This window comes from Pseudomonas sp. SDO5271_S396 (assembly GCF_054071795.1).
Map to the genome: position 1 here is coordinate 1 of NZ_JBSVWB010000072.1, position 19,448 is coordinate 19,448.

Annotated in this window: 16 protein-coding genes; 10 read left to right on the top strand and 6 right to left on the bottom strand. The window is 61.1% G+C overall.

The window, feature by feature from the left end:
- Window positions 1–123: 123 nt before the first annotated feature.
- Window positions 124–1,803: a 2-isopropylmalate synthase gene (gene leuA / locus ACW9IN_RS28275; RefSeq protein WP_457368940.1), complete on the bottom strand. Its 1,680-nt coding sequence runs from the start codon at window positions 1,801–1,803 to the stop codon at window positions 124–126.
- 163 nt (window positions 1,804–1,966) lie between these two features.
- On the opposite strand from leuA, the gene ACW9IN_RS28280 reads away from it, so the two are divergent.
- Window positions 1,967–2,119 (top strand): hypothetical protein, encoded by a 153-nt coding sequence (locus ACW9IN_RS28280; RefSeq protein ID WP_457368941.1) that lies wholly within the window; start codon window positions 1,967–1,969, stop codon window positions 2,117–2,119.
- 109 nt (window positions 2,120–2,228) lie between these two features.
- Here the strand turns inward: ACW9IN_RS28280 and ACW9IN_RS28285 are convergent, their stop codons facing one another.
- Genes ACW9IN_RS28285 through ACW9IN_RS28295 form a run of 3 tightly spaced genes read right to left on the bottom strand, consistent with a single transcriptional unit; the run spans window position 2,229 to window position 5,334 of the window.
- On the bottom strand, window positions 2,229–3,050 hold the full coding sequence (locus ACW9IN_RS28285; protein WP_457368942.1) for a peptidoglycan DD-metalloendopeptidase family protein: 822 nt from the start codon (window positions 3,048–3,050) through the stop codon (window positions 2,229–2,231).
- A 3-nt stretch (window positions 3,051–3,053) separates the two neighbouring features.
- Window positions 3,054–4,433 (bottom strand): exodeoxyribonuclease VII large subunit, encoded by a 1,380-nt coding sequence (xseA, locus tag ACW9IN_RS28290; protein ID WP_457368943.1) that lies wholly within the window; start codon window positions 4,431–4,433, stop codon window positions 3,054–3,056.
- A gap of 10 nt (window positions 4,434–4,443) precedes the next feature.
- Entirely contained in the window at window positions 4,444–5,334 is an 891-nt protein-coding gene (locus ACW9IN_RS28295) for a LysR family transcriptional regulator (protein WP_457368944.1), read from the bottom strand.
- A gap of 99 nt (window positions 5,335–5,433) precedes the next feature.
- Between ACW9IN_RS28295 and ACW9IN_RS28300 the strand changes: the two genes are divergently transcribed.
- From ACW9IN_RS28300 to guaA, 4 genes are all read left to right on the top strand, one after another.
- On the top strand, window positions 5,434–6,201 hold the full coding sequence (locus ACW9IN_RS28300; RefSeq protein ID WP_457368945.1) for a sulfite exporter TauE/SafE family protein: 768 nt from the start codon (window positions 5,434–5,436) through the stop codon (window positions 6,199–6,201).
- Window positions 6,202–6,362: 161 nt separating this feature from the next.
- On the top strand, window positions 6,363–6,911 hold the full coding sequence (locus tag ACW9IN_RS28305) for a sugar ABC transporter ATPase (protein WP_457368946.1): 549 nt from the start codon (window positions 6,363–6,365) through the stop codon (window positions 6,909–6,911).
- 185 nt (window positions 6,912–7,096) lie between these two features.
- Window positions 7,097–8,566 carry an IMP dehydrogenase gene (guaB, locus tag ACW9IN_RS28310; RefSeq protein WP_457368947.1) on the top strand — a complete coding sequence of 490 codons (1,470 nt, stop codon included), beginning with the start codon at window positions 7,097–7,099 and terminating at the stop codon, window positions 8,564–8,566.
- Window positions 8,567–8,646: 80 nt separating this feature from the next.
- The gene (guaA, locus tag ACW9IN_RS28315; protein WP_457368948.1) at window positions 8,647–10,224 is read left to right on the top strand and encodes a glutamine-hydrolyzing GMP synthase; all 1,578 of its coding nucleotides are present in this window, start codon (window positions 8,647–8,649) and stop codon (window positions 10,222–10,224) included.
- A gap of 90 nt (window positions 10,225–10,314) precedes the next feature.
- Here the strand turns inward: guaA and ACW9IN_RS28320 are convergent, their stop codons facing one another.
- Both ACW9IN_RS28320 and treR read right to left on the bottom strand, forming a co-directional pair.
- Window positions 10,315–10,938, bottom strand: coding sequence for a DUF1120 domain-containing protein (locus tag ACW9IN_RS28320; RefSeq protein ID WP_457368949.1), 624 nt, complete (start codon window positions 10,936–10,938; stop codon window positions 10,315–10,317).
- 117 nt (window positions 10,939–11,055) lie between these two features.
- Window positions 11,056–11,760 carry a trehalose operon repressor gene (gene treR, locus ACW9IN_RS28325; RefSeq protein ID WP_457368950.1) on the bottom strand — a complete coding sequence of 235 codons (705 nt, stop codon included), beginning with the start codon at window positions 11,758–11,760 and terminating at the stop codon, window positions 11,056–11,058.
- Between the two features lie 253 nt (window positions 11,761–12,013).
- Here treR and treP point away from each other — a divergent pair, with 253 nt between their 5' ends.
- From treP to ACW9IN_RS28350, 5 genes are all read left to right on the top strand, one after another.
- Window positions 12,014–13,456 carry a PTS system trehalose-specific EIIBC component gene (treP, locus tag ACW9IN_RS28330; protein WP_457368951.1) on the top strand — a complete coding sequence of 481 codons (1,443 nt, stop codon included), beginning with the start codon at window positions 12,014–12,016 and terminating at the stop codon, window positions 13,454–13,456.
- Between the two features lie 121 nt (window positions 13,457–13,577).
- On the top strand, window positions 13,578–15,224 hold the full coding sequence (treC, locus tag ACW9IN_RS28335) for an alpha,alpha-phosphotrehalase (RefSeq protein ID WP_457368952.1): 1,647 nt from the start codon (window positions 13,578–13,580) through the stop codon (window positions 15,222–15,224).
- A 69-nt stretch (window positions 15,225–15,293) separates the two neighbouring features.
- Window positions 15,294–16,514, top strand: a complete 1,221-nt coding sequence (locus ACW9IN_RS28340) for a carbohydrate porin (RefSeq protein WP_457368953.1) — start codon at window positions 15,294–15,296, stop codon at window positions 16,512–16,514.
- A 42-nt stretch (window positions 16,515–16,556) separates the two neighbouring features.
- Window positions 16,557–19,073, top strand: a complete 2,517-nt coding sequence (gene ptsP / locus ACW9IN_RS28345) for a phosphoenolpyruvate--protein phosphotransferase (protein WP_457368954.1) — start codon at window positions 16,557–16,559, stop codon at window positions 19,071–19,073.
- A 2-nt stretch (window positions 19,074–19,075) separates the two neighbouring features.
- The gene (locus ACW9IN_RS28350; protein WP_457368955.1) at window positions 19,076–19,366 is read left to right on the top strand and encodes a PTS transporter subunit EIIB; all 291 of its coding nucleotides are present in this window, start codon (window positions 19,076–19,078) and stop codon (window positions 19,364–19,366) included.
- The last annotated feature ends 82 nt before the right edge of the window (window positions 19,367–19,448 follow it).

The following is a 19,448-nucleotide window of genomic DNA, read 5'->3' on the forward strand; positions in this document are numbered from 1 at the left end:
GTTGAATACATTCCCCTGTGGGAGCGGGCTTGCTCGCGAAGAGGTGATCAGCATCACCCAGGATCCAAAGCAAAAAAGGCCCCTGGACTCACACCCAGGGGCCTTTCGCATTTCAGCAGCCAGTTACGCCGCTTTGGCTTCCTGCTGGCTCAACGAACGGTTCAGCGCACTGAACAGCGCCTTGAAGCTGGCAGTGGTGATGTTTTCATCGATACCCACACCGTGCACCGGACGTTCGCCGTTCACACGCAGTTCGATGTACGCCGCGGCCTTGGCGTTGGTGCCCGCGCCAATGGCGTGCTCGTTGTAGTCCATGATTTCGACCGCCACCGGCAGGCCCGCCACCAGGGCTTCCAGCGCGCCGTTGCCTTTGCCTTTCCAGTGCAGGTTGGTTTCACCCTGGCCTTTGCTGGCGACTTCGACTTCAACGTGGCTGTTGCCGTTTTCTTCCTGCAGGCGATGGCTGACCAGCGCGTACGGGGTGTTGGCTTGCAGATACTCACGCTGCAACAGGCTGTAGATCTGCGCGGCAGTCATTTCCAGGCCCACGCGGTCGGTTTCGGCTTGTACCACTTGGCTGAACTCGATTTGCATGCGGCGCGGCAAGCTGATGCCGTATTCCTGTTCCAGCAGGTAAGTGATGCCGCCCTTGCCCGACTGGCTGTTGACGCGAATCACGGCTTCGTAGCTGCGACCGATGTCGGCCGGGTCGATCGGCAGATACGGCACTTCCCACAGGGCGTCGTCTTTCTGCTGAGTGAAGCCTTTGCGGATCGCGTCCTGGTGCGAGCCGGAGAACGCGGTGTGGACCAGATCGCCCACGTACGGGTGACGTGGGTGCACGGGGATCTGATTGCACTCTTCGACCACCTTGCGGATACCGTCGATATCGGAGAAATCCAGCTCGGGGTCTACGCCTTGGGTGTACATGTTCAGGGCTACGGTGACCAGGTCGACGTTACCAGTACGCTCGCCGTTGCCGAACAGGCAGCCTTCGACACGGTCGGCGCCGGCCATCAGGCCCAGCTCGGTGGCGGCCACGCCGGTGCCACGGTCGTTGTGGGTGTGCAGGCTGATGATCACGCTGTCACGACGGTTGATATGGCGACCGAACCACTCGATCTGGTCGGCATAGATGTTCGGCGTGGCGCATTCGACGGTGGCCGGCAGGTTGAGAATGACTTTGTGCTCAGGCGTCGGATTCCACACCTCGATCACCGCGTCACACACTTCCTTGGCGAACTCCAGTTCGGTAGCACTGAAGGTTTCCGGCGAATACTGGAAGGTCCATTGGGTGTCCGGTTGCTGGGCTGCATACTTGACGAACAACTTGGCCGCGTTGACCGCGATGGCCTTGATCCCGTCCTTGTCCTGGTTGAACACGATGCGGCGGAAGGACGGCGAGGTGGCGTTGTACAGGTGCACGATGGCTTTTTTCGCGCCGCGCAGGGATTCGAACGTCCGCGCGATCAGGTCTTCACGCGCCTGGGTCAACACCTGGATGGTGGTGTCATCCGGAATGTGGCCCTCTTCGATCAAGGTGCGCACGAAGTCGAAGTCGGTTTGCGAGGCGGAAGGGAACGACGCTTCGATTTCCTTCACGCCCACGGCGACCAGGGTTTTCCAGAAACGCAGCTTTTTCACCGCGTCCATTGGCTCGATCAGCGACTGGTTGCCATCACGCAGGTCGGAACTGCACCAGATCGGCGCGGTGGTGATGGTTTTCGACGGCCAGGTGCGGTCCGGGATATCGATGGTCGGGAACGCGCGGTACTTCGAAGACGGGTCTTTGAGCATGCTCATCGGGAAAATCCTTGTTGTAGGGCCGAGAAGAGGCGGCCTGCCAGAAAGTGTTTATTGTGGATAAAGCCGGGGGCGAGGCAGATCGATTCAGCCTGGCAGTCGTGCGCTGACAAGGCACAGGCTGCGGTGCTGGCGACGCTGAATGAGGGTGTGAGAGGTTTTCATGAACTCAACCCTAACCGCCGAGGTGAAAGATGGCAAGCAGTCGAGAAAAATTGAGAGAAGTTCTGCTATTGGCGTGAGTGGCGAGATTTTATTGCTTTATTTATGGGTTCTGCATGCTTTGTTTGCGCAGCATTTGCCGGCGGCGCAATAGAGGTGACTGGCGTGCGCCATCGCAGGCAAGCCAGCTCCCACAGTTGAAGAGTGTTCCCATGTGGGAGCCGGGCTTGCCCGCGATGAGGCCAGTAGCCTCACCCTTCATATCAAGGCTGGAACGCGCCGATAAAGATCGCCGGGTCGACACGCGCATCGTTCAGGCTGATGTTCCAGTGCATGTGCGGCCCGGTAGCACGGCCGGTGGAACCGACCTTGCCCACGACCGTACCGCGCGCCAGTTGATCGCCCACCTTCACGTCGATCTTCGACATGTGGCAAAACATGCTGATAAAGCCCTGGCCGTGGTCGACGAACACGGTGTTGCCGTTGAAGAAGTAGTTATCGGTCAAGATCACTTTGCCCGCTGCCGGCGTTTTGATCGGCGTGCCCGCCGGTACGGCGAAATCCAGGCCCGAGTGGGGGTTGCGCTCTTCACCGTTGAAGAAGCGGCGCACGCCAAATCGGCTCGACAGCGGCCCGTTCACCGGTTTGTCCAGCACCAGGTTGCTCGGCAGGTTCGGGCTGAAACTGCGGTAAGCCTTGAGCTGCACAGCCAGTTCGCCCTCGATGCGCTTGAGCTGGGCCGGGTCCGGGTTGACCTGGCTTTTGTTTTTCAAGGTGATGCGCTGTTCCGGGTATTTCTTGTAACCGACGATAAACGGCAGGTTGCGCCCACCGCTGCTGATGCGCTCGTTGCCCGGTTTGACCGTCAGCGGGATGCCGACGATCGCCAGCCAGTTGCCCTGTTCTTTCACCACCAGCACCGGTTTGCCCAGATAGGTGGCTTTTGGCGCGGTGGCCGCAGTGCCCAGGTCAACCACTGCGACGCCGCCCGGTACGGGCTTGTTCAGCGTGCGGGTGATGTAGCTGTCGGCGTGGGCGTTGAAGGCGAGGCACAACAACATCAGCAAGCTCAGGAAACGTGGCATCGATCAATCCAGTAACGAAAGGGTGACGGGTGTCAGGTGGTTGTCTTCCACCCGCACTTGCAACTGGCCTTCACCGAGGCGTGCGGTCAGGCGCTGGCCGGTTTGGGTTTGCGCGGCATCGCGAATGGCCTGGCCGCGTTCGTCCAGCAAAATGCTGTAACCACGACCCAGGGTGGCCAGCGGGCTGACCACATGCAGCGTCTGCACCTGGCTTTGCAGCTGCAGGCGGCGGGCCTTGAGGCCTTCACGCATGGCGCGGGGCAGGCGTTCGGCGAGGCTGTCCAGGCGTTGGCGCAGCAGGGCCAGTTGACGGCCCGGGTGCTGGCCGGCGAGGCGCGTTTCCAGGCGGATCAGGCGCTCGCGACGGGTGTTGAGGCTGCGTTCGAAGGCCCGGCGCAGGCGCATGTCCAGGTCGTCCAGGCGCTGGGCCTGCTGGCGCAGACGTTCGCCGGGGTGCCGCAGACGCCGCGCCATGCCTTCCAGGCGCAGGCGGTCGTGGGTCAGGCGGTTGCGCATCAGCATCACCAGGCGGCGGTGCAGGTTCTCGACCTGACGCACCAAATGGCTGGCGTCCGGCGCCAGCAATTCAGCCGCAGCGGAGGGGGTCGGGGCGCGGACGTCGGCGACGAAATCGCTGATGGACACGTCGGTTTCGTGACCGACGGCACTGACGATTGGCGTGACGCAGGCGTCCACCGCACGGGCCACGGCTTCTTCGTTGAAGCACCAGAGGTCTTCCAGCGAGCCGCCGCCACGGGCCAGGATCAGCGCATCGAAGCCGCGTGCATCCGCCAGTTTCAGTGCGCGCACAATCTGCGGGATGGCTTCGCGGCCTTGCACGGCGGTAGGGATGAGGGTCAGTTCGACGTTCGGCGCACGGCGGCGGAACACGCTGATGATGTCGCGGATCACCGCGCCTGTCGGCGAGCTGACAATGCCGATGCGCCGAGGATGCACCGGCAACGGCACCTTGCGCTCGGCACTGAACAGGCCCTCGGCGCTGAGCTTTTCCTTCAACGCATCGAACGCCAGGCGCAGCGCGCCATCACCGGCGGGCTCCACGGTGTCGAGGATCAACTGGTAGTCGCCACGGCCCTCGAACAACGAAACCTTGCCGCGTACCTTCACCGCCAGGCCGTCTTTCAATGCCTGGCGCACGCGTGCGGCATTGTTGCGAAACAGCGCGCAACGCACTTGGGCGCCGCTGTCCTTGAGGGTGAAATACACGTGGCCGGAGGCCGGGCGGGCGAGGTTGGAGATTTCGCCTTCGACCCAGATATTGATGAACACGTCTTCCAGCAACACCCGTGCGCGGTTGTTGAGCTGGCTGACAGTCAGGACTTCGCGGTCCAGGCCCAGGCGGGCAAACGGGTCTTTAATCATGGTCGGCAGTTTATAGGCAATCGTGCAGGGTTTGACAGAACTGCTCCACCAGCGCACTGGGCTTTTGCGCACAGGCCAGGGCCACGGTGCTCAAGCAGTCCGGGTCGGCCAGGGATAAAAAGCGCACATTGGCTGGCGCGATGTCCTGCATGGATTTTGGTAACAAGGCAATACCGAAGCCGGCCTGGATCAACTGCAACTGGGTGGTTTTGCGCGACATCACCCGCGCGGCCTTGGGGAAGAATCCCGCACGCATGCACAATTCGGCTGACAGATAACTCAGTCCTCCGCGCTGGGGATGGGGGATCGAGATAAACGCTTCGTCCTTCAACTGCTCAAGTTCGACCGGTGTGCGGCTGTGGGCCAAGGCGTGATTCGGCGGCACGGCCAGCAACAATTGCTCGCTATACAAAGGCAGCACGCGTACGCCTTCACGCTGACGTAATACCGGTAGACGCAGCAGCCCCACCTCCAGGCGACCGTCGGCGATTTCTTCCAATTGCGCTTCGGAAGACAGTTTGACGATCTCCATCGATACCCCCGGGCAGCGTTCCAGCCAGGTGCCAATGCCTTGCAGCAGCGGGCCACTCATCGGCACCGTGCTCGAATGGCTCAGGCGCAGGGTTCCGAGTTGGCCATTGCCCACTTGCGTGGCCATTTCGCTGGCCTTGAGCAATTCGTTGAGCAGGTTGCGCGCCCGTGGGTAAAACGCCTCTCCGGCGGCGGTCAGCCGGGGCTGGCGCGCCGTGCGCTCGAACAGCGTTGTTTGCAGGTGCTTCTCGAGCTCCTTGATTTGCCGGCTCAGGGCCGATTGCGCAACAAACAGGCGCTCGGCAGCGGCACTGAAGCTGCCGCTGTCGGCGATTTCGACAAAGTAGCGCAGTTGGCGGGTGGAAATCACACGTCATGCCTTTTCGAGATGGATGGAGGGCTTTGAAGATATTAGTCGCAACCCTCGCCGATGGCTAAAGTGAGGGGCATCTCTTGCAAGGAATTTCCCATGGGCCCGGTTGAGCTGATGAATCAGTGGTCGTTTGGTGGTGTGGATTGGCTGGTGATCGGCCTGGGCATCGTCGTGGCCTATATCGTGTTCGGGATCGCCGGTTTTGGCACCGCATTGGTGGCGGGACCTCTCTTAATCCTTTTCATGCCCTTGTCGAAGATCATCCCGTTGCTGGTGCTGCTGGATTTTGTCGCTGCGTTCGGCAACTTGCTGCAATCGCGGCGGGATGTGAACAAGCCGGAACTGCTGCGATTGCTGCCGTGCATGGCGATTGGTTGCACCCTCGGCGTGGTGTTTTTGCTCAACCTGCATTCCGACCTGTTGCTGCTGTTGATGGGCCTGTTCATCAGCGCCTACGCGATCTACAGCCTGGCGGTGAAGGCGCGCCCCACGCAGTTGGCGGCGGGCTGGTCGGTGCCCATGGGCACGGTCGGTGGGTTGTTTGGCGCGCTGTTCGGCAGCGGTGGCTTTTTATACGCGATCTACCTCAACAGCCGGCTGCCCAAGGACGCGGCCCGCGCCACCCAGAGTGCGTTGATCAGTTGCAGCACCGTTGTGCGCCTGAGTCTTTTCCTGATTGCCGGGGTGTATGCGGATGTGCCGCTGTTGATGTTGGCGCTGTGCCTGCTGCCGGCGATGGCCTTGGGCCTGTGGTGTGGGCGCAGGCTGACGATGCGCATGTCCCGTGAGGCGTTTGTAAGGTTGGTGACGTGGTTGGTGCTGGCGAGTGGGGTTGCGTTGATTGGGCGTTACTTGAGCACTTGACCTCATTTTTTCAGGGATTAAGCTGCCAGCCTTCAGGGCCTCTTCGCGGGCAAGCCCGCTCCCACATTCGACCGTATTTCTCCTGTAGGAATGCGGCCACCTGTGGGAGCGGGCTTGCCCGCGATGGCGTCAGACGACACACCGCAGGACTTTCAGGCCTCATGAACTCCCAAAGCATCCTTGTCCCGAAAATCTCCACCTTGCCCGTCCACGAACCCCGCGCCCGGGCGATCGTGCGTTGGCTGGTGCGCAAGAACATCATCAAGGAAGAACTCACCACCTGCGGTCGCACCGGCAACCGCATGGGCCATGCCTTGGCCGATGGTGCCCGCGCCGTGGTGCTGCACCCCGAGGCGCTGCCGTTCAGCGAACCGGTCAACGGCCTGGAAATCATCTACAAGCGTTGCATCTACACGCCGGCGAAGGGATTTCTGGAAGAAGCCGGCTGCCCGGAGTGTCGCAAGGAGATCGGCGAAGCACTGTTCGAAAGCCTGGAAGACTGGATGCCCGGCCATACCGACAACTTCACCTGCCCGCTGTGTGGGTATGAAGATGACATCAACGGCTTTCTGTTCCTGCAGGAGTGCGGCTTTTCCAACCTGGGCTTTATCTTCAACAACTGGGCCGAGGCGGGGTTCAAGCAGAGCTTTATCGACGAGTTCGCCGATTGGCTCGACCAGAAGATGAGTTGGGTCAAAGTCGAGCTCTAATCCACTGATCGTTCCCGGGCTTCGCTTGGGAACGCGGCTCTGGACGCTCCGCATCCCGTTGTCGGTCGGCGGCCAAATTTCTCCATCTATCAGTATTACCAAGTTTGTCAGAGTTTTACATTGAGCCCGACAGGGTGCGTGTATATAATGGCGCGCTTCCATTTTCCCGCTCGGGAGCCCCCGCGATGCTGCGTATCAGCCAAGAAGCTCTGACATTCGACGACATTCTCCTAGTGCCCGGTTATTCCGAGGTGCTTCCTAATGAAGTCAGTCTCAAGACCCGCCTTACCCGTGGCATCGAGCTGAATATTCCCCTGGTTTCCGCTGCCATGGACACCGTCACCGAAGCCCGTCTGGCCATCGCCATGGCTCAGGAAGGCGGCATCGGCATCATCCACAAGAACATGACCATCGAGCAGCAAGCTGCCGAAGTGCGCAAGGTCAAGAAGTTCGAAGCGGGTGTGGTCAAGGACCCGATCACCATCGAAGCCGATGCCACGGTGCGTGATCTGCTCGAATTGACCCGTATGCACAACATTTCCGGCGTACCGGTGCTGCACGATGGCGACCTGGTCGGCATCGTCACCTCCCGTGACGTGCGTTTCGAAACCCGTATGGACGTGCCGGTTCGCGAAGTGATGACGCCCAAAGAGCGTTTGGTCACCGTACGCGAAGGCGCCGACAAGAACGAAGTGCGCGAACTGCTGCACAAGCACCGTCTGGAAAAAGTGCTGATCGTTGACGACAAGTTCACCCTCAAGGGCATGATGACCGTCAAGGACATCGAGAAGTCCAAGGCCTATCCGCTGGCCAGCAAGGACGACCAGGGTCGTCTGCGCGTAGGCGCTGCGGTCGGCACCGGCAAGGACACCGGCGAGCGCGTCTCGGCCCTGGTGGCCGCCGGTGTTGACGTGGTGGTGGTCGACACCGCCCATGGTCACTCCAAAGGTGTGATCGACCGCGTTCGCTGGGTCAAAGAGAATTTCCCGGACGTGCAAGTGATCGGCGGCAACATCGCCACCGGCGCAGCTGCCAAGGCACTGGTCGAAGCCGGCGCCGATGCGGTCAAGGTCGGTATCGGCCCGGGCTCCATCTGCACCACCCGTATCGTCGCCGGTGTGGGCGTGCCGCAAATCAGCGCTATCGCCAACGTTGCCGAGGCCCTTGAAGGCAGCGGCGTTCCGTTGATCGCCGACGGCGGCATCCGTTTCTCCGGTGACCTGTCCAAGGCCATCGTGGCCGGTGCCTCCTGCGTGATGATGGGCTCGATGTTTGCCGGTACCGAAGAAGCACCGGGCGAAATCGAACTGTTCCAGGGCCGTTCGTACAAGGCGTATCGCGGCATGGGTTCGCTGGGCGCCATGTCCCAGGCCCAGGGTTCTTCCGATCGCTACTTCCAGGACTCTTCGGCAGGCGCCGAGAAACTGGTTCCGGAAGGCATCGAAGGCCGTGTGCCGTACAAAGGCACCCTGAGCGCGATCATCCATCAACTGATGGGTGGCCTGCGTTCCTCGATGGGCTACACCGGCAGCGCCAACATCGAAGAAATGCGCACCCAGCCAGAGTTCGTACGGATCACCGGCGCCGGCATGGCTGAATCCCATGTCCACGACGTGCAGATCACCAAGGAAGCGCCAAACTACCGCGTAGGTTGAGGCTTCCAGCAAAACGTTAAGTAACCGGGGCTGTTCTTCAGCCCCGAGTTGTTTCTGATTCATTAGACGAGACTGACTTCATGGCCCTCGACATTCACGCCCACCGCATCCTGATCCTCGACTTCGGTTCCCAGTACACCCAGCTGATCGCCCGCCGCGTGCGTGAAATCGGCGTGTACTGTGAACTGCATCCGTTCGACATGGACGACGAAGCGATCCGCGAATTCGCGCCAAAAGGCGTCATTCTCGCCGGTGGCCCCGAGTCCGTGCACGTGGCCAACAGCCCGCGCTGCCCACAGGCGGTGTTCGACCTGGGTGTGCCGGTATTCGGCATCTGCTACGGCATGCAGACCATGGCCGAGCAACTGGGCGGCAAGGTCGAAGGTTCCGAGCTGCGTGAGTTCGGTTATGCCCGTGTCGACGTCGTCGGCAAGAGCCTGCTGCTGGACGGCATCGAAGACCACGTCGACGCCGATGGCCTGTTCGGCCTCGACGTGTGGATGAGCCACGGTGACAAGGTCACCAGGATGCCGGAAGACTTCCACATCCTGGCCAGCACCCCGAGCTGCCCGATCGCCGGCATGTTCAGCGACGAGCGCCGTTACTACGGCGTGCAGTTCCACCCGGAAGTGACCCACACCAAGCAGGGCGGTCGCATCCTGTCGCGCTTCATCCTCGATATCTGCGGCTGCGAAGCGCTGTGGACCCCGTCGAAAATTGCTGAAGACGCCATCGCCCAGGTCCGCGCCCAGGTCGGTACCGACAATGTGCTGCTGGGCCTCTCCGGCGGTGTTGACTCGTCTGTGGTAGCAGCCCTGCTGCACAAGGCCATCGGCGACCAACTGACTTGCGTCTTCGTCGACAACGGCCTGCTGCGCCTGCACGAAGGTGAGCAAGTGATGGCCATGTTCGCCGAGAACATGGGCGTCAAGGTGATCCGCGCCAACGCCGAAGACCAGTTCCTGAGCAACCTGGCCGGCGAAGCCGACCCGGAGAAGAAGCGCAAGATCATCGGTCGCACCTTCATCGACGTGTTCGATGCCGAATCCTGCAAGCTGGACAACATCAAGTACCTGGCCCAGGGCACCATCTACCCTGACGTGATCGAGTCGGCTGGCGCCAAGAGCGGCAAGGCCCACGTGATCAAGTCCCACCACAACGTGGGCGGCCTGCCTGAGGAAATGAACCTCAAGCTGGTCGAACCGCTGCGCGAACTGTTCAAGGACGAAGTCCGCCGTCTAGGCCTGGAACTGGGCCTGCCGTACGACATGGTCTACCGCCACCCATTCCCGGGTCCGGGCCTGGGCGTGCGCATCCTGGGTGAAGTGAAGAAGGAATACGCCGACCTGCTGCGTCGCGCCGACCACATCTTCATCGAAGAACTGCGCAAGGCCGACTGGTACCACAAGGTCAGCCAGGCATTCGTGGTGTTCCAGCCGGTCAAATCCGTTGGCGTCGTGGGCGATGGCCGCCGCTACGCATGGGTCGTGGCCCTGCGTGCCGTGGAAACCATCGACTTCATGACCGCCCGCTGGGCACACCTGCCGTACGAACTGCTGGAAACCGTCAGCGGCCGTATCATCAACGAAATCGAAGGCATCTCGCGCGTCACGTATGACGTGTCGAGCAAGCCGCCGGCGACGATTGAGTGGGAGTGATCCTTTCCAAGGATTAACCGCTAAGGCACAAAAAAGCCGCTTGTCCCTTGAAGACAAGCGGCTTTTTTGTGCGCGTTATCAGGCGCGGGCCTACAGGTATTTGAGCTGCAACGTAGCATGCCCATCGATCGGCACTTCGTGGGTGAGGGTCAGCGTTTTGGAGGGTGCGATGTAGGTGTAATACGCCACGACAGCATCCAGCGTGGTGAAGGCGACGGGTACGTTACCGGGGTTGTTCATGCCGGTCGCGGCGATCAGTGCCGGATAGGTCAAGTTACTGCCGGGGAGCCAGCTAGCGCCGTTGTTGGTGGACATGATGGGTCTCATCTGTCCGGAGTCACTGACGGGGTCCTCCAGGCTGAAGACGAGGTAGCCGAGCTTCTCGTTGCCGTTGATCAGGCCAAGGCCGTGGAGACCGGGCACTATTGAGGAGCCAGCTCGATTGTCAATGGTGGTCAGGGCGAGCAATGTGGCGCCTTCGCAGCGGATATTCAATTGCAGGTGGTGTTGAGGCAACACCGTGATCTCTTCAACGTTCAGGTTCTTGGCTGGCAATTTACCGTGATCGATGGCGCCCCCGTTAGTGAGACTGGGCTGGCAGGCATTTGGGGTAATGCTGCCTTTGACGTTCAGCTCGGTGGTAGAGGCTGCGGACGTAAGGGCGATCTCGTTCAGCAGCAGTGCCGCGAGGAGGGGAGGGAATAGTTTTTTCATGGTCGGCTCGGTATTGGCAAGGGGTCGATGGTGCCCCTTTGGGTGCGGCAGAACCTTAGCGCCAAGTACCGGCCGGCGGAATGCAACAACTGCGACAATGGCTGCGGCGCCTGACCTTCAGCGCCGCGCAATATCCGAAAAGTAAAACTTGTCCAGCGTATGCCGCGACTCGGTGTACTCGAACTGCCTTCCATCCTGCAAAAACGTCTGGTTGCTTACCACGATCACATGGCTCTGGCCCTCGAGGTCGAGGTGGGCCTGGTCGTCTTTGCTGCGGGGCAGGGCTTCGATGGTGCGTTGCGCGTAGCTGATCTGCAGTTGCAGCGTCTGTTCGATGAACGCATAGATCGACTGCGAGGCGATCTCTCGGTCCAGGCCCGGGATCAGCTCGGCGACGAAGTAGTTGATGTCGAGGATCACCCGTTTGCCGCCAATGTGCCGAATGCGCTTGATACGGGTGAGCAGGGTGCCCGGCTCGGCTTCGATATGTTGCAGCAGCGAGCCCTCCAGCGGGATCTGGCCGAATTCGACGACTTCGGTGCGTATGTCATCGCCCAGATCGGCGTGGGTTTCGTGGAAGCTGACGATGCCGCCGAGCTGGAATTCGATCGGGTTGGGCGACAACACGAACGTGCCCTTGCCATGGATCTTTTGCGCAAACCCGCGCTCCTGCAATTGCTCGATGGCCCGACGTACGGTGCCACGGCTGGCCTGATAGGTGTCCATCAGTTCGGTTTCGGAGGGTAGCCGCGTACCGCGTTGCAGGCGTTCAGTGGTAATGCTCGCAAGCAGATCAGTGTAGATCTGGTTGTATTTACTCATGGGATGACTCTGTGCCCGTCTTGATGAAGGTGAACGGCGCGTTCAAGGCAGGAACCATAGTGGCACTGTTGGGGTTTGTCCATTAGACCCTTTGACGGCTGTGGCTTGCAGAGAGGCTGGCGGCCTGTGGCGGATAAACAATTTGTAACTCGTACAGACGAGTTGTTGCTTTAACTCGTACAGACGAGTACTTTTGGCCTCGGCGTGCTGCCAATGACTGCCCCCAATAAAAAAATCAAAGTGGAAACCAAGCATGAGCCACGACTATCCGAATATTGCCCGTGAGATTCTCGAGAACCTCGGGGGCCGCGACAACCTTGAGCAAGCTGCCCACTGTGTGACCCGCCTGCGCCTGGCGCTCAAGGACCCGAGCAAGGTCAACAGCAGCGCGTTGAACCAGGTCGACCTGGTCAAGGGTTCGTTCTTCACCGGTGGCCTGTTCCAGGTGGTGATCGGCCCCGGCGAAGTGGAAAAGGTCTACGCCGCCTTGCGCGAAGTGACTGGCCTTGCGGTCTCGACCATCGCCGACGTCAAGCAGAAGGGTGCCGACAAGACCAACGCCATGCAGCGTCTGGTACGGGTGTTCTCCGACGTGTTCATGCCGATCCTGCCCGCGCTGATCATCGCCGGCCTGTTGATGGGCGTGAACAACCTGATGGGCGCCAAGGGCATGTTCATCGAGGGCAAGACGCTGCTGGAGGCGTACCCGAACCTGGATGGCGTGTGGAGCCTGATCAACCTGATGGCCAACACCTCGTTCGTGTTCCTACCGGCCCTGGTGGGTTGGTCGGCGGCCAAGCGTTTCGGTGGCAGTGAAATCCTCGGCATCGTGCTCGGCCTGATGCTGGTGCACCCGGACCTGCTCAACGCCTGGAACTACGGCAAGGCCGTGGCCGGTCTCGACGGTCAGAGCCTGCCGTACTTCGATATTTTCGGCTGGTTCAAGATCGAGAAAGTGGGTTACCAGGGCCAGATTCTGCCGATCCTGATGGCCGCTTTTGTGATGAGCGTGATCGAGAAGTGGCTGCGGGCGCGGGTGCCCAATGCGATTCAACTGCTGGTGGTGCCGATCACTACCATCGTCGTGACTGGCGTGCTGGCCCTGGCGGTCATCGGCCCGGTCACTCGTCACCTCGGCATTCTGATCACCGAAGGCGTGGTCACCCTGTTCGACCTGGCGCCCATGCTCGGCGGTGCGATTTTCGGCTTGCTGTACGCACCGTTGGTGATCACCGGCATGCACCACATGTTCCTCGCCGTGGACCTGCAACTGATCTCCACCCAGGGCGGCACCTTCATCTGGCCGATGATCGTCATGTCCAACCTGGCCCAGGGCAGCGCCGCGCTCGCGGTGTTCTACACCACCCGCAATGCGCGGGACAAAAGCATGGCTTCCACCTCCGCTATTTCCGATTATTTCGGCATCACTGAGCCGGCGATGTTCGGCGTGAACCTGCGCTTCAAGTTCCCGTTCTATGCCGCCCTGGTGGGCTCGGCGCTGGGCAGCATTTTCCTGTCGCTGAACAAGGTGCAGGCGACCGCCATCGGCGTGGGCGGGTTGCCCGGATTCATCTCGATCGTGCCGCACTCCATCTCGATGTTCGTGATCGGCATGGTCATCGCGATGGTGGTGCCGTTCATGCTGACCTACGCGTTGAGCATGAAGATCGTGCGCCCCGGTTATCGCGTCGCCTGATCCATTGCCATCGCTGGCAAGCCGGCTCCCACCTTGATCTGTGAACACATTCAAATGTGGGAGGGGGCTTGCCCCCGATGAGGCCCTCACAGCCAGCACCCAATCAATTGAAGGAACCCCCATGCAAGACTGGCAACACTCGGTGATCTACCAGATCTACCCCAAAAGCTTCCACAGCCACGCGGGTAACGCCACCGGTGACCTGCTGGGCATCGTGGACAAACTCGACTACCTCCAATGGCTGGGTGTCGACTGTCTGTGGATCACCCCGTTCCTGCGTTCCCCGCAGCGGGACAATGGCTACGATATCAGCGATTACTACGCCATCGACCCCAGCTACGGGACCATGGCCGACTGCGAGTTGCTGATCAGCGAAGCGGGCAAACGCGGCATCAAGTTGATGCTCGATATCGTGGTCAATCACACTTCCATCGAACACGCATGGTTCCAGCAGGCGCGCAGCAGCCTCGACAACCCGTACCGCGACTTCTATATCTGGCGCGACCAGCCGAACAACTGGGAATCCAAGTTCGGCGGCTCGGCCTGGGAATACGAGGCGCAAACCGGCCAGTACTTCCTGCACCTGTTCGACCACACCCAGGCCGACCTCAATTGGGACAACCCCAAGGTGCGCGCCGAGGTGTTCAAGCTGATGCGCTTCTGGCGCGACAAGGGCGTAGGCGGCTTCCGCCTGGACGTGATCAACCTGATCTCCAAGCCCGCCGATTTCCCCGAAGACAACACCGACGGTCGTCGCTTCTACACCGACGGTCCGAACGTGCACGAATACCTGCAGGAAATGCACCGCGAAGTGTTCGAGGGGCATGACCTGATCAACGTGGGTGAGATGTCGTCCACCAGCCTCGAACACTGCATCCGCTACTCGCGGCCAGAATCGAAAGAGCTGTCGATGACCTTCAATTTCCATCACCTGAAGGTCGATTACCCGAACCTGCAAAAGTGGGTGAAGGCGGACTTCGACTTCTTGCAGCTCAAGCAGATCTTCTCCGACTGGCAACTGGGCATGCAGGCCGGTGGAGGCTGGAATGCGCTGTTCTGGTGTAACCACGATCAGCCGCGCGTGGTCACGCGTTTTGGCGATGACGGTGAGCATCGCGTGGTCTCGGCCAAGATGCTCGCCACGGCGCTGCACTTCTTGCAGGGCACGCCGTACGTGTACCAGGGCGAAGAGCTGGGCATGACCAATCCGGGGTTCGACACGATTGAGCAGTACCGCGATGTCGAGACCCTGAACATCTTCCGCCTCAAGCTTGAGGCGGGTGAGTCCGCGGCCTCGAGCATGGCGGCGATCATGCAGAAATCCCGTGACAACGGGCGCACCCCAATGCAGTGGAATGCCGGGCCCAATGCCGGTTTCAGCAGCGGCGAACCGTGGATCGGCATCCCGGCCAATGCGGCGCAGATCAACGTCGAAAGCCAGCTGGATGACCCGGATTCAGTACTGCATCACTACCGCGCGCTGATCGCCTTGCGTCGTCATGAACCGTTGATCCAGGAAGGGGTCTATCGCGAGCTGCTGCAAGGCCATCCACAGGTCTGGGCGTATCTGCGCGAAGGCCACGGTGAGCGCCTGCTGGTGCTGAACAACTTCTATGGCACGCCCTGCGAAATCCAGTTGCCCGACACCTTGGGTGGCGCGGCGAGCGAGCAACGCCTGTTGATCAGCAATTATCCCGACTGCCCGATGCGTACGGGCACGGTGGTGTTGCGCCCATACGAATCGTTTGTGTTGCACCTCAAGGATTGAGACCCGCTGTACCCCCGTGTGGGAGCACGGGGCGCTTCAAACACCATAATAAAAATACCGGAGTGCTTCATGAAAACAACAATAAAGCTGGGCCTCGTTGCGTCTTGTCTGAGTCTGCCGTTTGGCGCCCAGGCACTGGAATTTGCCGGTTACCTGCGCAGCGGCGCGGGGACGTCCACGGGCAGTGGCCCGCAGCAGTGTTTCCAACTGCCGGGGGCACCCTCCAAATACCGTCTGGGTAACGAATGCGAACAGTATGCCGAGCTGGAACTGCGCCAGGACCTGCTCACCTTCGACGATGGTTCGGTGCTCAGCGTCGATGCCATGGCGTCGCTGTACAACAAGTACGACCGCGAGCTGAAATTCCAGGGCGAAAACAACGGCTCGGCGCGCATGCCGCAGATGTATGCGCAATGGTCCAACCTGCCCAGCCTCAATGGCGGTTCGCTGTGGGCCGGTCGGCGTTACTACAAACGTAACGACATCCATATCTCCGACTTCTACTACTGGAACCAGAGCGCCACGGGTGGCGGTATCGAGGACGTGCTGATCGGCGACCTCAAGTACAGCTACGCCATTTCCCGCAAGGACAACCTGTACCAGAAGGAATACGCGACCCGTCACGACTTCAACGTCGCAGGCTTCAAGACCAACCCCGGTGGCGAGCTGGAGCTGGGCCTGAGCTACATCGACAAGGCCGGTGGTCGTGACGCCAACAGCGGCTGGGCGATCACCGCGCAGCACGTGCAAAAACCTTTCCTGGGCGGCAAGAACAAATTCGCCCTGCAGTACGGCGAAGGCCCCGGCACCGGCTTGGGGTATACCGGTGATACCAGCCTGGACAAAAGCAGCAAAAGCTACCGCGCCGTGGAGTTCTTCGACTGGCAGGTAACCCCGCGTTTCGGCGGGCAGATCGAAGCTGTGTACCAGAAAGATATTCGCCCCGGCAGCCAGGACCAGACCTGGATGTCGGTGGGTGTGCGTCCTGCCTATGCAATCAGCGAGCAATTCAAACTGGTCACTGAACTTGGGCACGATCAAATCGACGCCACGGGCGGCACGCGCAAGCTGAGCAAATTTACCTTCGCCCCGACCTGGTCGCCCAAAGGCCCGGATTTCTGGGCGCGGCCGGAAGTGCGTTTGTACTACACCTATGCCACCTGGAACGAAGCGGCCAAGCGCGCGGCGAATGAGCTGGCGGCGGGGTCGGCGTTGTCCGACACCGGCTCCTACGGGACGGCACGGCATGGGTCGAACTTTGGTGTGCAAGTCGAGTATTGGTGGAAGTAATCCGCTCAATGTTTTTACAGAACAAAACCAACAGGTGAAGTCATGACCACAACTCAACCCCTGGAACTGCAGGCACCCCTGTCCGGTGTGCTGCTGGCGCTGGACAAGGTGCCCGATCCGGTGTTTTCCAGCCGTCTGATCGGCGACGGTCTGTGCATCGACCCTACGTCGCAGACCCTTTGCGCACCGTTGGCCGGGGTGATCAGCGATATCCAGGACAGTGGTCATGCGGTGACTGTCACCGACGACAACGGCGTCCAGATACTGATGCATATCGGCTTGGACACCGTGAACCTGGCGGGCCAGGGCTTCACCCGGTTGGTGCAGGAAGGCCAGCGGGTGGAGGCCGGGCAACCGCTGATCGAATTCGATGCCGACTACGTGGCGCTCAATGCCCGGAGTCTGCTGACCCTGATGCTGGTGGTGAGCGGCGAGCCGTTCACCTTGCTGGCGGACGGGCTCGTAGAAGCAGGCCAGCCGTTGGTGCAGTTATCCCCAGGTGAAACGCTTGAAGCACCCGAGGAAGAGGAGGGCGATGCACTGTTCTCCAAACCGTTGACCCTGCCCAATGCCAATGGCCTGCATGCGCGTCCTGCGGCGGTATTTGCCCAGGCGGCGAAGGGCTTCAACGCCAGCATCTACCTGCACAAGCAAACCCAGAGCGCCAACGCCAAATCGTTGGTGGCGATCATGGCGCTGCAGACCGTGCAGGGCGATACGTTGCAAGTGAGCGCCGCCGGCGAGGAGGCCGAAGCGGCCATTGAGGCGCTGGTTGAGCTGTTGCTGCAAGGCAGTGGCGAGACGGTTGCGGTCGCCGCCGAGGTGGCTGAGCCGAATGTGTCGGCGACGCTGCTCAAAGGCGTGTGTGCCTCGCCCGGTTCGGCATTTGGCCAGGTTGTCCAAGTCACCGAACCTGAACTGAGCATCCCTGAAACGGGTGCCGGTGAAACCGCCGAACGAGCCGCGCTGGAGCGTGGCCTGCTGGCGGCAAACGAGGCGTTGCAAGCCCTGCAAGACAAGGCTGCCGGCAGTGCCCAGGCGGAAATTTTCCGTGCCCATCAGGAACTGCTCGAAGACCCGACCCTGCTCGAACAGGCTCACGCGCTGCTGGCCGAAGGCAAGAGCGCCGCGTTCGCCTGGAACAGCGCCACGGCAGCCACGGTGAAATTGTTCCAGGGCATGGGCAATGCATTGATCGCCGAGCGTGCGGCGGACTTGGCCGATGTCGGCCAGCGTGTGCTGAAGCTGATCCTGGGCATTCAGGACAGCGCCTTGGCGTTGCCGGAGCGGGCGATCCTGATTGCCGAGCAACTGACGCCGTCGCAGACCGCCAGTCTGGATACCACCAAAGTGCTGGGGTTCGTCACTGTCGGTGGCGGTGCCACCAGCCACGTGGCTATTCTCGCCCGTGCCCTCGGCCTGCCGGCGATCTGCGGTGTGCCGGTGCAGGTGCTGGCGCTGGCCAATGGCAAGCAAGTCTTGCTCGATGCGGATAAGGGCGAGTTGCACCTGGACCCGAACCTGGCCGAAATCGAACAACTGGAAGTGACTCGGCAACAGCAAGTTCAGCGCCGCCAGCGTGACCTGGCCCGGGCGACCCTGGCTGCCGTGACCCGCGATGGGCATCACGTGGAAGTCACCGCCAACGTCGCGTCGTTGCAGGAAGTGGAGCAATCCCTGACGTTGGGCGGCGAAGGTGTGGGCCTGCTGCGTTCGGAGTTTCTGTACCTGGATCGCAACCGCGCGCCGAGCCCGGATGAGCAAGCCGCGACCTACACCGCCATCGCCCGTGCCCTGGGCACCGAGCGAAATCTGGTGGTGCGCACCCTGGATGTGGGCGGTGACAAGCCCCTGGCCTACGTGCCGATGGACGCCGAAACCAACCCATTCCTCGGCTTGCGCGGCATTCGTTTGTGCCTGGAGCGCCCGGAACTGCTGCGCGAACAGTTCCGCGCCATTCTGGCCAGCGCCGGTTTTGCGCGGCTGCATATCATGCTGCCGATGGTCAGCCTGGTCTCGGAGTTGCATCTGGCCCGCAAGATCCTTGAAGAGGAAGCACAGGCACTCGGGCTCACCGAATTGCCGAAGCTGGGCATCATGATCGAGGTGCCGTCCGCCGCCTTGATGGCCGATGTGTTCGCGCCCCACGTGGACTTCTTTTCCATCGGCACCAACGACCTGACCCAATACACCCTGGCGATGGATCGCGACCATCCGCGTCTGGCCAGCCAGGCCGACAGTTTTCACCCATCTGTACTGCGCTTGATCGCCACCACCGTCAAGGCCGCGCATGCCCATGACAAGTGGGTAGGTGTGTGCGGTGCATTGGCCTCCGAAGCCTTGGCAGTGCCCGTGCTGATCGGGCTGGGCGTGGACGAGTTGTCGGTCAGCGTACCGCTGATCCCGACCATCAAGGCCACGGTTCGCGAGCTGGATCTGGCCGACTGCCAGCTCATCGCCCGCCAGGTGCTGGGCCTGGAAGAAGCCTCCCAAGTGCGTGAGGCGTTGAGCCAATACCACGCGGCCACCGTTGAAACCTCACTTGTCGTGGAGCACTGAGCATGTTCGAGAAATTGCAGCGGGCGTTCTGGAAAGCCCTGACCCCTGACTTGATTGTCGAGGCCGTCACGGCGCCGTCGGCATCGTCATCGCAGAATCTGTTGTCGGCTGACGTACTGAGTGCGTTGGGCGGCGCGGAGAATCTCAAGTCGCAGCAACGTGTGGCGCTGACGCGGGTGCGGGTGCAGTTGCAGGATGCCGGGAAGATGAACAGTGGAGCGTTGACCGCAGCCGGTGTGCCTGGCGTGATGGTGTTGTCAGGCGGCGTGGTGCATTTGCTTACTGGTCTTTAAGACGACGCGGACAACATGTGGGAGCGGGCTTGCCCGCGAAAGCGGTGGGTCAGTCAGCACATTCAGTGGCTGACACTCCGCA

Bases quoted from the DNA above. Each gene is read 5' to 3' on its own strand.
- leuA (WP_457368940.1), bottom strand. From the start codon at position 1,803: ATGAGCATGCTCAAAGACCCGTCTTCGAAGTACCGCGCGTTCCCGACC.
- ACW9IN_RS28280 (WP_457368941.1), top strand. From the start codon at position 1,967: ATGAACTCAACCCTAACCGCCGAGGTGAAAGATGGCAAGCAGTCGAGA.
- ACW9IN_RS28285 (WP_457368942.1), bottom strand. From the start codon at position 3,050: ATGCCACGTTTCCTGAGCTTGCTGATGTTGTTGTGCCTCGCCTTCAAC.
- xseA (WP_457368943.1), bottom strand. From the start codon at position 4,433: ATGATTAAAGACCCGTTTGCCCGCCTGGGCCTGGACCGCGAAGTCCTG.
- ACW9IN_RS28300 (WP_457368945.1), top strand. From the start codon at position 5,434: ATGGGCCCGGTTGAGCTGATGAATCAGTGGTCGTTTGGTGGTGTGGAT.
- ACW9IN_RS28305 (WP_457368946.1), top strand. From the start codon at position 6,363: ATGAACTCCCAAAGCATCCTTGTCCCGAAAATCTCCACCTTGCCCGTC.
- guaB (WP_457368947.1), top strand. From the start codon at position 7,097: ATGCTGCGTATCAGCCAAGAAGCTCTGACATTCGACGACATTCTCCTA.
- guaA (WP_457368948.1), top strand. From the start codon at position 8,647: ATGGCCCTCGACATTCACGCCCACCGCATCCTGATCCTCGACTTCGGT.
- ACW9IN_RS28320 (WP_457368949.1), bottom strand. From the start codon at position 10,938: ATGAAAAAACTATTCCCTCCCCTCCTCGCGGCACTGCTGCTGAACGAG.
- treR (WP_457368950.1), bottom strand. From the start codon at position 11,760: ATGAGTAAATACAACCAGATCTACACTGATCTGCTTGCGAGCATTACC.
- treP (WP_457368951.1), top strand. From the start codon at position 12,014: ATGAGCCACGACTATCCGAATATTGCCCGTGAGATTCTCGAGAACCTC.
- treC (WP_457368952.1), top strand. From the start codon at position 13,578: ATGCAAGACTGGCAACACTCGGTGATCTACCAGATCTACCCCAAAAGC.
- ACW9IN_RS28340 (WP_457368953.1), top strand. From the start codon at position 15,294: ATGAAAACAACAATAAAGCTGGGCCTCGTTGCGTCTTGTCTGAGTCTG.
- ptsP (WP_457368954.1), top strand. From the start codon at position 16,557: ATGACCACAACTCAACCCCTGGAACTGCAGGCACCCCTGTCCGGTGTG.
- ACW9IN_RS28350 (WP_457368955.1), top strand. From the start codon at position 19,076: ATGTTCGAGAAATTGCAGCGGGCGTTCTGGAAAGCCCTGACCCCTGAC.